13 protein-coding genes and 1 pseudogene are annotated in these 14,338 nt (G+C 50.2%); 10 read left to right on the top strand and 4 right to left on the bottom strand.

All coding sequences use genetic code 11. The annotated features are described in order from the left end of the window. Nucleotides 1-254 precede the first annotated feature (254 nt). On the bottom strand, nt 255-1,202 hold the full coding sequence (locus tag J7619_RS02665) for an EamA family transporter (protein WP_291193627.1): 948 nt from the start codon (nt 1,200-1,202) through the stop codon (nt 255-257). 7 nt (nt 1,203-1,209) lie between these two features. Beyond that, nucleotides 1,210-1,686 (bottom strand): Lrp/AsnC family transcriptional regulator, encoded by a 477-nt coding sequence (locus J7619_RS02660; protein ID WP_291193625.1) that lies wholly within the window; start codon nt 1,684-1,686, stop codon nt 1,210-1,212. Between the two features lie 214 nt (nt 1,687-1,900). Here J7619_RS02660 and J7619_RS02655 point away from each other — a divergent pair, with 214 nt between their 5' ends. From J7619_RS02655 to J7619_RS02645, 3 genes are all read left to right on the top strand, one after another. Next, the gene (locus J7619_RS02655; protein ID WP_291193623.1) at nt 1,901-3,010 is read left to right on the top strand and encodes a glycoside hydrolase family 26 protein; all 1,110 of its coding nucleotides are present in this window, start codon (nt 1,901-1,903) and stop codon (nt 3,008-3,010) included. Between the two features lie 101 nt (nt 3,011-3,111). Then, on the top strand, nt 3,112-3,561 hold the full coding sequence (locus J7619_RS02650; protein WP_291193621.1) for a hypothetical protein: 450 nt from the start codon (nt 3,112-3,114) through the stop codon (nt 3,559-3,561). 121 nt (nt 3,562-3,682) lie between these two features. After that, complete coding sequence (locus J7619_RS02645; RefSeq protein ID WP_291193619.1) at nt 3,683-4,141, top strand: hypothetical protein; 459 nt, start codon at nt 3,683-3,685, stop codon at nt 4,139-4,141. 232 nt (nt 4,142-4,373) lie between these two features. Here the strand turns inward: J7619_RS02645 and J7619_RS32195 are convergent. Next, a pseudogene (locus J7619_RS32195) lies at nt 4,374-4,587 on the bottom strand (transposase); the annotation flags it as partial. Nucleotides 4,588-4,987: 400 nt separating this feature from the next. Between J7619_RS32195 and J7619_RS02635 the strand changes: the two are divergent. The 6 genes from J7619_RS02635 to J7619_RS02610 all read left to right on the top strand — a co-directional run bounded on the left by J7619_RS02635 (nt 4,988) and on the right by J7619_RS02610 (nt 12,644). Next, the gene (locus tag J7619_RS02635; protein ID WP_291193615.1) at nt 4,988-5,908 is read left to right on the top strand and encodes a family 2A encapsulin nanocompartment shell protein; all 921 of its coding nucleotides are present in this window, start codon (nt 4,988-4,990) and stop codon (nt 5,906-5,908) included. Beyond that, nucleotides 5,892-7,784 carry a family 2A encapsulin nanocompartment cargo protein cysteine desulfurase gene (locus tag J7619_RS02630; RefSeq protein ID WP_291193613.1) on the top strand — a complete coding sequence of 631 codons (1,893 nt, stop codon included), beginning with the start codon at nt 5,892-5,894 and terminating at the stop codon, nt 7,782-7,784. Before J7619_RS02635 ends, J7619_RS02630 begins: the two co-directional genes overlap by 17 nt. A 5-nt stretch (nt 7,785-7,789) precedes the next feature. Then, nucleotides 7,790-8,590: a serine O-acetyltransferase gene (locus J7619_RS02625; protein ID WP_291193611.1), complete on the top strand. Its 801-nt coding sequence runs from the start codon at nt 7,790-7,792 to the stop codon at nt 8,588-8,590. 278 nt (nt 8,591-8,868) lie between these two features. Further along, nucleotides 8,869-10,839: a UbiA family prenyltransferase gene (locus tag J7619_RS02620; protein ID WP_291193609.1), complete on the top strand. Its 1,971-nt coding sequence runs from the start codon at nt 8,869-8,871 to the stop codon at nt 10,837-10,839. Then, entirely contained in the window at nt 10,826-11,518 is a 693-nt protein-coding gene (locus tag J7619_RS02615; RefSeq protein WP_291193607.1) for a methyltransferase domain-containing protein, read from the top strand. Before J7619_RS02620 ends, J7619_RS02615 begins: the two co-directional genes overlap by 14 nt. Then, a complete protein-coding gene (locus J7619_RS02610) occupies nt 11,505-12,644 on the top strand; it encodes an NAD(P)/FAD-dependent oxidoreductase (protein WP_291193605.1) in 1,140 nt (379 codons plus the stop codon). The genes J7619_RS02615 and J7619_RS02610 overlap by 14 nt, the downstream gene beginning before the upstream one ends. 8 nt (nt 12,645-12,652) lie before the next feature. Here J7619_RS02610 and idi read toward each other — a convergent pair whose 3' ends face one another. Further along, the gene (gene idi / locus J7619_RS02605) at nt 12,653-13,168 is read right to left on the bottom strand and encodes an isopentenyl-diphosphate Delta-isomerase (RefSeq protein WP_291193603.1); all 516 of its coding nucleotides are present in this window, start codon (nt 13,166-13,168) and stop codon (nt 12,653-12,655) included. 295 nt (nt 13,169-13,463) lie between these two features. On the opposite strand from idi, the gene J7619_RS02600 reads away from it, so the two are divergent. After that, nucleotides 13,464-14,285: a helix-turn-helix domain-containing protein gene (locus tag J7619_RS02600; RefSeq protein WP_291193601.1), complete on the top strand. Its 822-nt coding sequence runs from the start codon at nt 13,464-13,466 to the stop codon at nt 14,283-14,285. Nucleotides 14,286-14,338: the final 53 nt, after the last annotated feature.

The raw sequence follows: 14,338 nt of genomic DNA, 5'->3' as shown, positions 1-14,338 counted from the left end.
TGGGCGTAATATGAGCGCAGGAGGCCCCCCGGGGCCGACATTTGGAGGTGATGCGGTTTGCTAGAAACAGGTGACCGCTCTGCGGTCGCGCGAATGCATACGGCAGCCTGTCCTGGGCTCCGGAGGGGCCTCCTGTTTATAGCCAACCAAATGGCGCAAAGTCTTCCGAGCTCCATTGGAGCTTCCCTAACAAAGCAAAAAGACCAGAAAGATGCATGTCCCTGGTCTTTTTTGCACGGAAAAGAGGCTGTCACCTAAACGGTAGCAGCCACCTGCTTTGGTTTTCTGTATTTGTGCAAATTGATCAACAAAACACTTCCCAGGATCACGATCAAACCGGAAATCTGCAAGGGCGTGATGGATTCATGGGCGAAGAAAACGCCTAAGAGTACTGCCACGACGGGATTAACATATGCATAAGTACTTACCTTGGTGGCGGGCTGCACCTTCAAAAGCCATACATAAGCACTGAAAGCCGCAATCGAGCCGAATATGATCAGGTAACCGGTCGCAAGCCAGGCGTTGGCTGGAATTGTTGACAGTTCAACGGATGCGAATTCGCCCGAAAAAAATGCACCGGGAATGAATGCGATGCCTGCTGCGAGCATTTGCCAGGTAGAGTTGACGGTGGCGGAAGTGGACACCGAGTTATATTTGGAATACAGCGAGCCACCTGCCCAGGCCATCGAACCTATTACCACGAGGGTCATCGCAAAAAGGTCGCGACCGCTGTTCAGGGACGACATTGTATCCACTATTTTCTCATAAAACAGCAGTATTACACCCGCAAAACCAACAACAAGCCCCAGAATAGTGGATTTGTTGCTCAAATTCTCCGACCATTTCGGTTTATCCAGCAGTACAAACCACAGCGGCGACGACGACACCATGATCGCCACCATCGCGCTCGGCAGGAACTGTTCCACCCAAATGACCACTCCGTTGCCGACGAACAGCAACAATAAACCCGTCAAAATGGCGGGTTTCATCACATTCCAGGAAAATATCTTTTCGCCTTGCATCAGGCTCCAGCCCAGCATGAGCAAGCCGGCAATAATGAAGCGAAATGCGCCCAGGAAAAACGGCGGAAAGCCTTCGAGGGCTCTCTGAATAAAGAAATAGGTGGATCCCCAAACGATGTACACGGTGGCAAATGCCAGTACCACCATTAAAGTTGACGGAGTTTTTGTTGATGTTTGCATGGCGATTTCATTTTTGTGGTATAACTATTTGTTGCTCTTCCTTGACCGTTTCGAGGACGATCGTGGTGCGGGTGGATGTGATACTTTGTATTTTACTGAATTTGTTGCGCATCAGGTCCATGAGCGACGCCGAGTCGGCCGTGCGGACTTTCACCATGTAACAATCCTCGCCGGCAATGTGGTGAACCTCTTGTACTTCCGGTATTTTGGCCAGCTCCTTCGCGGTATTGTTGCTGCCCATGCCCTCCGACGATTTCATCGCGATGAATGCGAGCAATGTCTGACCCAAAGCCACCGGACTGATCCGCGTCGTGTATTTGACGATCACCTGCTTCTGTTCTAGTTTCTTGACCCTTTCGAGCACTGCCGAGGGGGCCATTTCCAGTTCGCGCGCAAGGTCGGCATTGGTGATGCGCGCATTCTCCTGCATGAGGCGGAGAATGCTGAGGTCGGTTTTATCTAAAACGATATCTGTTCCGTTCATGATGCTGTGAGATGGGGGCTGAATAGAATTATATTCAAAGAAATGACTTATATTTTGAATATAGTTCACGTATTACAATGGTAACGCTATAAAAGTTCGTTGTAATGGTGGTATTTTCGAATTTTATTCGAAATAATCGAAAAATAAATGGCGATCGTACGGAATACGATTATTTTCCATCTTTGCATTGGCTCGAATCCTGAACCATATACGCATGAAAAGACTTGTAGTGAGCCTGTTAAGTGCATTGCTCTGTGCCACGGCCGCAAATGCGCAAATCGATACCAAAGCGACGCCGGAGACCGCCGCGCTCTACCGTAACCTCAAAAAGCTGTCTGAACAGTACATTCTTTTCGGTCACCAGCACGCGACGGAGTACGGGCACGGCTGGTCGGGCGACGCCGAGCGATCTGATGTGAAATCGGTGACGGGCTCGCACCCCGCCGTTATCGGGGTCGATTTCATGGGGCTTTCAGGCCGGCCTGCGGACGAGATCGCTAAAACGGCCGAAGCATTGCGGAAAAATGTGGTGGCTACTTATAACCGCGGCGGCATTACTACCGTGGCCTGGCATTTTTCCAACCCGGCGTCGGAGGGTGGTTTTTACTGGAAGGACGACGTTTCAAAGCCCGCGATGGCGCTCATCAAACCCGGCGGTTCGCATCACGAGCAATATAAGCTGATCCTCCAAACACTCGCCGATTTTGCCCATTCGGTCAAAGGCAAAGACGGCACATTGGCGCCGATGATTTTCCGGCCGTTCCATGAGTTTGATGGGGACTGGTTCTGGTGGGGTAAGGGACACACTTCGAAGGAAGACTTTATCGCTGTCTGGCGGTTCACCGTTTCCTACCTGCGCGATCAATTGGGCGTTCATAACTTCCTGTACGCATTTTCTCCCGACAACAAGTTTACTTCTGAATACGAGTTCCTCGAACGCTATCCCGGCAACGAGTGGGTGGATATGGTAGGGATGGACAACTATGGCGACTTCGGCCGCGATGGCAAATACAACCTTGAGGCCGGATTGAAAAAACTTAAAATTGTTTCAGATTATGCGCAAAAAGCCGGTAAATTGGCCGCATTCACCGAAACTGGCCTCGAAAGCATTCCTAACCCGACCTGGTGGACGGAAACACTGCTCAAAACACTGAAAGCCGGGAAATTGCAGCTCGCTTACGTGCTCGTGTGGCGCAACGACACGAAAAGTCCGACGCATTACTACGCTCCGTATCCCGGGCAGGTGAGCGAAGCCGATTTCGTGAAGTTTTACCACGATCCTTATACAATATTTGAAAAGGATTTAAAGGAAGTTTATAAATAGATGTGCCGGTCCATAATAACCAGCGGTTGCCTGATCGTTATCGTGCTGTTGCAGCGTAGCATAAGGGCTAAGATTTAAATAAAATTGTTGTAGAAAACATTATGACTTTCATTCAAAAACTCATCAACTGTAAAACCCTTTTCCATTTGACCGGTGCGCTGGTGATTTTCGTTGCCGTTTCCTGCGCGCCCAAGTATGAGCCCAAACCTGCGCCGGACAGGTTACTTCCGGAATTAACGACGGGTACGGCCACTTTTAAAGGCGACGCGATCGAAAAATTCTACCTCAATTTTGTAAGCCTTGGAAATGTGCCGATCGAAGAATACGGCATTGTATATGCGTTTTTACCCGATACCACCGCAGTAGACCTCTCAATCGGCGGCTCTTATCCGGCGGCAAAGTTCACTGATGCTCCGAGGATGGGTGCAAATTCAAAGACATTCAATATCGCGGTTCCCGCTGGTACGCACGCATTATCCTACCGCGCCTACGCAAAAGTTACCGGCGGCGAAGTGCGTTACGCCTCCAACAGGCTTACCAAAACCTACTGATCCTGCGCAGTCAGTTCCGGAACATCCGGCCGTTTGCTCATTGCGCGATAGCCGCTTGGTGGTTAAGTTGGAAGCGGATGATTTTTGCGGGTTATCATTGCTGAAAAAACATCCGGCAACGATGACGAGCAATCAAAAACTTATCCGCTATACACACCAACTTTTACTATGGCTGTTTTTTTTCGCCTGCACATTCTCATGCACCAACCACACGCATAGGAACGATGTCAAGCCCGAGGAGAAGACCTTTCCGGAAATCCATACGGGGCCCGCTACGTTTCATGTGCTGGGCGGTGTGGTTGAGACTTTCAGTGTCAACTTCGACAAGTTTGGCAACATCCCGGTGGAGGAGTATGGGGTCGTGTATGCATTTCTACCCGAAACTACTTTGGTAGACCTGGTTGTGGACGGCCCCTACCCAATGGCCAGATTCAAAGAGACGGCCAAGCTGGGCGCTAACACCGAAACTTTTAAAATTGGTTTCCCCACGGATAAGCACGCCCTGAGTTATCGGGCGTATGTAAAACTGAAAGGCGGCGAGGTACGCTACGCCGATAACAGTTTTACTAAAACCTATTAATCGTGCACCGCCCGCTCCTGAAACTTCCTGCTGACGAGGTGGTAATTGAATAGTTCCACCAGATCGATCAGCACGGTATTGGGGTCATTGGTATTCAGATAGGTGCGGACTTTTCGGATGAAATCGTAAAGCGGCTCGTAATACTTATGGCCGGTCTCCTCCTGGAAATCCTGGATCGTGAACGCATTGCCTTTTTTCAGGATCATATAAACAGCGATGAAAAAGTACGAGATCGGAAGTTTGCTGCCTTCGAGCACGGTGCCGCTTTGCAATGTGGTGCGGAACCGGCATTGCTTGCATTGGAACTGCTGCTTCGGCGCGAGCCAGTAATGATGGGTGCCGCCACACTTCTTGCAGACGATCCCGCGCCGTAACCTGAAATCCTTAAATGCCTCCGTCGCGATGGTTTCGTTCTTGTAAATGTCGATCAGATTGCCCGCTTGCATAGTAAAATGATAGAATGAGAAGTCCAAAGCTAACAAAAAAGTCAATATAATATAAAGTCTATCGAATTTATATAGAATAATTTTAGTGGTATACTTTCGAATCGATCAATCCACGAATTCTATAAAAACGATAGGGAAATTAGCCAAATTTTAGTCGGCTTTCGGGTGGTTTTTGAATACATTATTTCTGGTGTTTGATTAATGAAAACAGTATCTTGGTATAATCTATGGAGGCTGGCCGATTGGAGAAATGCAGTGGCAAACGGCTGGTGGCAGGTTATGGGGTTCTTTAAATGCCTGATTTATAGTTCACGTATGTTTGTGATCGTTAATCCGGCCGCTTTCCGGCAATGTCCGGCGGCGCAATGCAGCTCGTTTCTCATTAATAATCAAATACAGAATGGCCAAGTTAAACCAAAATCAAACTGCGCTCGGTGACGTGGCAGCACGGCAGTTGGCGATCGCAACCCGTACGGTGCCTCAATTCGAGGCGATCACACCGCGTTGGCTGACGCATTTGCTAAACTGGATACCGGTAGAGTCTGGCGTGTACCGCCTGAACAAGGTGAAAGAAGGCAGTACCGCTGAGGTGGATTGCTCCCGTCGCGACGAACGTGAATTGCCGCATACCTTTATCGATTACGTTGAAAATCCGCGCGAGTATAACCTGACGGCCGTGAACACGGTGCTCGACGTGCATACCCGCGTGTCGGATTTGTACAGCAAGCCTTATAACCAGATTAGCGAGCAGCTCCGCCTGACCATTGAAAGCATTAAAGAGCGGCAGGAAAGCGAGCTGATCAACAACCAGGAGTATGGCCTGCTTTCGAGCATAGCCGATAGACAAAAGATTTCTACCCGCCTCGGCCCGCCTACACCGGACGATTTGGACGAACTGCTCACGAAAGTCTGGAAAGAGCCTGGTTTCTTCCTGCTGCATCCCAAGGCCATCGCCGCATTCGGTCGCGAGTGTACGCGCAAGGGCGTTCCGCCTCCGACAATTTCGCTTTTTGGCTCCCAATTTATCACATGGCGGGGCATTCCACTGATCCCATCCGACAAGGTGCCGATTGAAAACGGCAAAACGAAAATCCTTTTGCTCCGGACCGGCGAAAGCCGCCAGGGCGTGGTAGGGTTGTATCAACCGGGATTGCCGGGTGAGCAGTCGCCAGGGCTTTCGGTCCGTTTTATGGGTATCAACGACAAGGCGATCGCCTCGTACCTGGTTTCGCTTTACTGCTCGCTGGCCGTACTGGTCGACGACGCGATTGCGGTGTTGGAAGACGTAGAAATCGGTAACTACCATGAGTACAAATATTGATGGAATGCCGGAAGGCATCCCAAACGGTTTTCCGGGCGGTTCTTCAAGCGGTCTGCCCGATACCGGCGCTTTGGAGCGGCTCGCCAACGAGCTTTTCAAGGCACTGCCGGGCGAAATGCCGTCTCCCGTATTCTCGGCGAATCTCGAAGACCATCCGAGGGCGCAAAAGATGCTGGGGATCATTCAGCAGGAATTCGGAGGCGGGCAATCGCCATCAGACCCGTATTCCCAATCGCATCAGGATTTTGATCTGAGCGAGCCGCAGACGAGCCTGCCTGACCCGCATTTTACCGATGGCCATGTTCCGCCATCGGCCGCCGGCGTAGGTATTTCCCCGGCTGGCCAGGTGCCTACGGGGCAGTCGCCGGTCAGTAATACGAATCCGGCATTGCCTTACCAGGATAGCCAGCATGATTTGACGGATGTATTCAACAGACTTCCGAATTTTGGGAGTTCTGCGCATTTGCCCTATTCAGGTGCTTCGCCATCGCTGCCATCCTATTATTTTCTGAATGAAAATTTCACAGAAAAGCCGCATGTCCCGGGCGCTGCCAACTTTTTGCCACATAGCTTTTCACCGTTTTCATTGGGTAATATCCATGTCGGCAACGATCGCGACCAGCTAGGCCGGGCCGTACAGAGTCCGATTGGCAAGATACCCTTTGATGTAAATCGCGTTCGAAACGACTTCCCGGTGTTTAAGGAAAGGGTGAACGGCAAGCCGTTGATCTGGTTCGACAATGCGGCTACTACCCAGAAGCCGAAACAGGTAATCGACCGGATCAGCTATTTCTACGAACACGAAAATTCCAACATTCACCGTGCCGCGCATGAGCTCGCGGCCCGCGCAACAGACGCATACGAGAGCGCACGTGAGAAGGTACGCGCATTTGTGAATGCGAGATCGGTGAATGAGATCGTGTTTGTACGGGGCACTACCGAGGCGATTAACCTCGTAGCGAAAACCTGGGGTGACCAAAACTTGAATGCGGGCGACGAAATCATTGTAAGCCATCTCGAACACCATGCGAATATCGTTCCCTGGAAGCAGCTGGCGGATAAAAAGGGCCTTGTGCTACGTGTAATCCCTGTCGATGACGACGGTCAGATTTTGCTCGACGCTTACGCAGGATTGCTGAACCCGAAAACCAAGCTCGTTTCTTTTACGCAGGTTTCGAATGCATTGGGCACGGTAACACCCGCAAAGCAGATCATCGAAATGGCCCACGCTGTCGGTGCAAAAGTGCTGCTCGACGGCGCACAATCCGTTTCGCACTTGCGTACGGATGTGACGGGCCTCAACTGCGACTGGTTTGTCTTCTCGGGGCATAAAGTTTTCGGTCCGACGGGCATCGGTGCCTTGTATGGCAGGGAGGAAATCCTGAATGCGACGCAGCCATGGCAAGGTGGCGGTAACATGATCGTGGATGTGACATTCGAGCATATTCAATATCATAACGCGCCTTCGCGCTTCGAAGCGGGCACCGGCAATATCGCCGACGCAGTAGGCCTCGGTGCGGCATTGGATTATGTGAATCAGCTCGGTATAGAGAATATTCACCAGTACGAACACTTCCTGCTCGAATATGCGACCGGTTTGATGAAGCAGGTGCCGGGCCTGCGTCTGATCGGCACAGCGAAGGAAAAAGCATCGGTGCTATCATTTGTTTTGGATGGTTATAAAACCGAGGAAGTAGGCGCGGCGCTCAACAAGGAAGGCATTGCCGTGCGCTCAGGCCACCACTGCGCGCAGCCCATTCTCAGAAGGTTCGGTCTCGAAACCACCGTGCGTCCGTCGCTGGCATTTTATAATACCTGCGGAGAGATAGACGTGCTTGTGACAACGCTGCACCGGCTGAGCGGCCAGAGGAGATAAAAAGCATGTCACCACTCATCGATCTTCTTAAAAAAACACATCATGCCGAGTGGGAGGCGACTCCCTCCTGGCATGATGCCACAGCCTGGCTCGACGATCTGATCCGTTTTCTTTTCCCCAGCAATCATTTGCCCAAAAAGACCTCATATGAAGGTATTTTAAAGAAGAACCAGATCGATCTTGAAAACATCCTGCTCAGTTACCTCGATCCTAAAAAGGTAGCCATCGAGCAAAAAGTGGCTTCATTTTACGACGAGCTTGAAACGATTTACAAGAACCTGCGCCTCGACGCCAGCAAAATTTATGAATACGATCCGGCCGCTACGAGTGTCAACGAAGTGATCGTTTCGTATCCTGGTTTTTACGCGATCGCCGTTTACCGAATCGCCAATTACCTGAGTATCCTGCAAATTCCCGTTTTGCCGCGTATCCTTACCGAATATGCGCATGGTAAAACGGGCGTAGACATTCACCCGGAAGCCACCATCGGCGTGCCATTCATGATCGACCACGGTACCGGCATTGTGATCGGCGCCACTTCGGTGATCGGCCGGAATGTAAGTATTTATCAGGGCGTTACGTTGGGCGCATTGCAGGTCGCGAAGGAGCTTTACAATACCAAACGCCACCCCACGGTCGGCGATAACGTTATCATTTACGCTCGGACAACCATCCTGGGAGGCGACACTGTCATCGGCGAAAACAGCGTCATCGGTGGCAGTGTTTTTCTCACCAAAAGCGTCGCACCCAATTCGCAGGTGTTTAATACACATCAGCTGCGGATTACGACCCGCGGGGAAGGGTAGCGATGGGGGCATTTGTCAGGAGTAGTCAAGAGTAGTCAAGAGTAGTCAAGAGTAGTCAAGAGTTGTCAAGAGTAGTCAGGTGTAGTCAAATATCTTGAATGTCGGTTTGGAGCCGCTGTCACGTAGTGAGAATAAAGCATAGCCAACTTACTATTTCTGACAATAAATGACCATTCCTGACTACACCTGACCACCACCGTGATAAAAATGCTATCGGTCGTCGGCGGTCAGCGGTCGGTCGTCGGCGGTCATCTAGCTTTTTTCGCTATCTTGGCATCATGCCATTCGCCGTCGACCGCAACACCATCAAACTCCTGAGAATCCCTTTCTCATTATTTCTCGCGCCGCTGTTTTTGTTTGCATACAGCCAGGCCGAAGCAGTGGTACACAGGCAGGCATTGTGGAGTTTCCTGATCATCCATTTCCTCGTTTATCCGGCGAGTAACGGGTATAACAGCTATGTCGACCGCGACGAAGACAGCATTGGCGGGCTGGAAAAGCCGCCGCTTCCCACCAGGGACCTTTTTTACCTCACGATTTTTTTGGACGTTGCCGCAACCGTTCTCGCACTTGTTTTCGTAAATACATTGTTCGCGTTTTGCCTGGTGCTGTACATCGGGGCGTCAAGGGCGTATAGTTCGCGGCAGGTCAGGCTGAAAAAGTACCCGATCATCGGTTTTCTGACCGTGGTGATTTTTCAGGGGGCGTTCACCTATTATATGTCGATTGCCGGGATTTCGGGAGGCGCGCTGCGGCTCGATACGGCCAATATCTTCGTATTGTTGGGTTGCTCTTTCCAGATCGCGGGCGCGTATCCGCTCACGCAGGTGTACCAGCACGAGCAGGACCTGTGCGACGGCGTGGTTACATTGAGCTATAAATTGGGCTATATCGGCACTTTTGCATTCACGGCCGCCATGTTTGTGCTCTGCAATGTGTTTTATTATTTGTATTTTACGACCAGGGAGCTTGGAATGATTTTTTACATTGTCCAGGTGTTTTTTATTCCCATTGTGATCTGGTTCGGGATATGGTTTTCGCTGGTTTGGAAAGACCGCCGGCAGGCCAATTTCCGGAATACCATGCGGATGAACTGGGTGGCGGCGATTTGCATGAATAGTTGTTTCATCGTTTTAATTATTATCAGCAGAATTCCATTGAGTTATCTATCCTCTATTGAAACAGCCGTTCCCGAATATGGTTATACACAGGAAACGCTCACCGATTTCTATTTGCGATCGACCGACGACCTGAATACCCGCCGGAAAATCAAGATCGTCGCAAGAAAAACGGGTATCGAAAAACGTTATTCCGTAATTCCCGATTTTGATAAAACACCCGAAGAATTCGAGTTCTTCAACCGGGATGCTACATTACTCCCGGAGCCCACGCTTTCGCGGCGGATGCAGCTTTACCAAAAACACGCGACCGCGCTTTCAAAAAAGGCCATCGGGCAAATCCCCGGTTTTGAAAACATAAAAGAGGATATCACCCATCTGATCACAGTCACCTGCACCGGTTTGTTTGCGCCCGGTCTGGACATCGAGCTAATGCGCGAGTTGCGTTTGAATCCCGCTATCGAGCGTAGCAGCGTCAACTTTATGGGTTGTAATGCCGCCATTCTCGCATTGAAGAACGCCGATGCTATTTGTAAAAGCCATGCAAATGCCAAAGTGTTGGTCGTATGCACGGAGCTTTGCTCCATTCACTTCCAAAAGCGGTATAATGACGATTACCTGCTTTCGAATATGATTTTCGGCGACGGCGCGGCGGCCTTGCTGGTATCGTCTCAGCCGGACGACCGGTATTTGCATCCCGTGAAAATCGATGGTTTCAATTCGATGGTGTTGCATAATGGTTATTCCGACATGGCATGGCAGCTTTCTGAAACGGGTTTCATCATGAATTTGTCGTCCTACGTACCCGACCTTATCCGAGAGAATATCGGGCCTATGCTCAAAGCCGTGGGGCTCAAACCGGAGGATTACCGGCATTGGGCGGTGCATCCCGGCGGAAAACGTATTGTGGACGACTTCGCTATGGCGTTGGAGCTGGACAAATGTCTGCTCGGGCCTACCTATGACGTGCTGAAAAATTATGGAAATATGTCGTCGCCGACGGTGCTGTTTGTCCTGAAAGAAGTGCTCGAAAAAGCACAGCCCGAACACCTGGGTAACCGCATTTTCGCTGCGGCATTTGGCCCGGGACTGAGTATCGAAACCATGCAGTTGCAGTATGTTCAGGCATAGGAGCTTGCAAAAGGAACTGCTCGACCGGGACGATATTCCTTCGGCAGATCTTTTTCAAAATCTCCGGGAGCTGGATTTTATCAACCATTGGCTGGGCGGTTATAACATTTCATTCACGGCATTGAAACGTGTGCTGCAAAAAGGCAGGCGCTACACGCTGGTCGACATTGGATGCGGGGGCGGAGATACATTGAAACGCATTGCCCATTGGAACCGAAAAGCGGGTTTCGCGCTCGATCTATACGGCGTCGATTTGAAACCGGATTGCATCGCATACGCCGAAGAAAACCTGAAAAACAGCGGTGTGACACTCATTTGTGATGATTATCGGAATACTTACCAGCATTTGGCGAAGGTCAATATCATCCATGCGTGCCTTTTTTGTCACCACCTTACCAACGACGATCTCCGGGAGTTGGTGCAATTTGCGTTGCGCAACCGGGCTGTGCTGGTTATCAACGACCTTGAAAGAAATCCCTTGGCACATTATTCGATCAAAATACTGACCCGGTTTTTTTCAAAATCATATCTCGTGAAAAACGATGCCCCGTTGTCGGTTTTGAGGGGTTTTAAGAAGAAAGAATGGCACGAAATATTGAAACAGTCCGGTGCCACTCGATTTTCTGTGCGTAACAAATGGGCATTCAGGCATGAAGTGATCGTTTATGGAAACCAGTAATGAACATTTCGAATGCGCTATTATCGGCGGAGGGCTGGCGGGCATTTGCCTGGCGATTCAATTGGCTGACGGCGGTGTTTCAGTGGTGGTATTCGAAAAAGGCAAGTATCCTTTCCATAAGGTTTGCGGGGAGTATATTTCGATGGAAAGCTGGCCGTTTCTGGAAAGTTTAGGATTGCCGCTTGCCGATCTCGCATTGCCCAAAATCAATAGCCTGGGTATTAGTTCTGACCGCGGATTTCTATTAAATCACAACCTCGGAATGGGTGGTTTCGGCATTAGCCGGTACAGCCTCGATCATTACCTGTGCGAAATAGCCTTGCGCAAGGGCGTGCGCGTGATGCAGGAATGCAGGGTTACGGATGTGCAGGGGAGTGCCGCGGATGGTTTTCAGATCCGTACTTCTGCCGGGGATTTTAGTTCGGAGGTTGTTTGCGGAAGTTATGGCAAATATGCGCCGCAATTTGTCCGGTTTTCCGAAAGTGAAAGATTAAATGCTGATAACCAGAATTATATCGGCGTTAAATACCATATTAAAACTGATTTTCCTGCCAATCGAATTGAACTGCACAATTTCAGTGATGGCTATTGTGGTATTTCCAAAGTGGACCACGACTGGTATTGCCTCTGCTACCTCACCACCGCACGGAACTTGCTTGAAAATGGTAAGGATGTAAAGCAAATGGAGGAAGCAGTTCTATTTAAAAACCCATTTCTGAAAAAATACTTTCAAAACTCCAAGTTTGTAAATGCGCGGCCACTAGTCATCAGTAATGTGCAATTCAGCAAAAAGCAAACCGATTTAAGCGGCATATTCCTGCTTGGTGACGCGGCAGGTTCCATTACGCCGCTTTGTGGTAATGGCATGAGTATGGCCATGCGTGCTTCCAAGCTGCTTGCGGGGCAGTTACTGCACCTTTTTAATGGAAAGCAAACGCACGGCCAGGCCGCGCAAAATTACCGTCGCGAATGGAACGCGGTGTTCGGTAGGCGCATCAGGGCGGGGTACCATTTGCAAAAGCTTTTCGGGAAAAGCCGCACGACCGATTTCGCATTAAAAGCGCTGAACAAATCCCCCTGGCTCACATCAAAGCTGGTTGCGCTTACGCATGGGGACGTGTTTTAAGAATTGCTTTAGTCGCCAATCCTGCGGGCTATGACCGGCATGCATATTTTGAACCATTCGGTGTAGGCATGCGGGTTTTGCGCGATGTCGGCCTGGATTTCAGGTACTGTCAGGTATTTGTAGTCGCTGGCTTCCGCAGGGTCGATGGCCGGTGTGGCGTCCGTCACCCCAAAGAACACATGGTCCAGTTCGTTTTCGGTCAGGCCGTTTTCCAGATCGGCACGGTATTGAAAGGTGTAGAGGAATTCGAGGTCGGTTTCGATCCCCATTTCCTCACGCAGGCGTCGCACGGCCCCGTCGTGTACGGCCTCGCCCGGGAGCGGGTGACTGCAACAGGTATTCGACCAGAGGCCTTCCGAGTGGTATTTTCCGAATGCGCGCCTTTGCAACAGCATTTCGTTTTTTGAATTAAAAATAAACACCGAAAACGCGCGGTGCAGCACACCTTTTTCATGCGCTTCCAGCTTGGGCATCAGGCCAATGGCTTCGTCGTTTTCCGTTACAAGCACCACTTGGTCGTTCATAGGATGGTGGGTTTCAGGTTTTGTGTTGTGGGTATATCCCCCCTGTACAACACAAAAACGTCATAAAAGGTCAAACTGGTGCCCCAGTAATGACCGAAACCTTATCGATATCCGGATTCGTAAGTTGGGTCGATCATACCAATGCTTTTATCTCGCCTGTTGGGGTTTCGTTTGTTAGGCACTTAGCCCGATTGTTTTATAAAATAAATTCTTTACTTTTTTGTAGGAAAAATAAAAATTGCTGCTACTTTTGATATTGATAATATCTTATGTCTGATTTTAAAAATATCAAATCATGGGTGCGCAGGATACATTCTGGTCTGTCAATATCAAGTTCCTTCGTTTGCGTCAGAAACTGAGCCAGGAGGCGCTGGCGGAAAAACTCGGGATCAGCAGGGTGAAGCTCAACGCGATCGAGAGTGGCAGGACGGCCAATCCCACGGTCGACGACCTGATCAATTTCTCCGAGTATTTCCGGATGAGTATTGACAGCCTTCTGAAAATGGATCTGGGCAAGCTTTCCGGCCAGAAGTTGAAAGACCTGGAAGAGGGGAGCGAGCTGTTCATGAAAGGCAGCCAGATCCGCGTGCTGGCTATTACGGTTGATAAGGAAGACAAGGAAAATATCGAGTATGTGCCAGTGCAGGCGCGGGCTGGTTACCGCTCGGGATATGCCGATCCGGAGTTTCTGGCTTCATTGCCCCGCTTCAACTTGCCCACCGTGCCTAAAAACGGTACGTTCAGGATGTTCCCCACTGTGGGAGACTCGATGCTGCCAGTACCCGAAGGTGCGGATATTATCACGAGATACGTGCAAGACTGGACGACCCTCAAACCTGAAACCCCTTGTATCGTTATTTTAAAGGGCGACCAGGATTTTGTCTTCAAACAGGTAACGATCAATCAGTCGGCAGGTACTATGCTGTTGCAATCATTCAATAAGCAGTATTTCGCCTATACGGTGCCGGTTGGCGAGGTGATCGAGCTCTGGGAATATTACAGTTTCCACAGCAAGGCGTTACCCGAACCGCAAACCGACATGCAGCAGCTCATGCGGATGTTGCAGGAAATGCAGAACGAATTACGGGAGTTAAAGAAGCGGTCGACCTATAAATAGGGGCGATCGGACACCTACAAATAATTGGACAGGCTGGCTGATACCCGGCCTTT

Source organism: Dyadobacter sp., from assembly GCF_017744695.1.
Lineage (GTDB): Bacteria > Bacteroidota > Bacteroidia > Cytophagales > Spirosomataceae > Dyadobacter.
The sequence above is the reverse complement of the archived record's forward strand: the minus strand, read 5'-3'. Positions and strand labels throughout refer to the sequence as shown.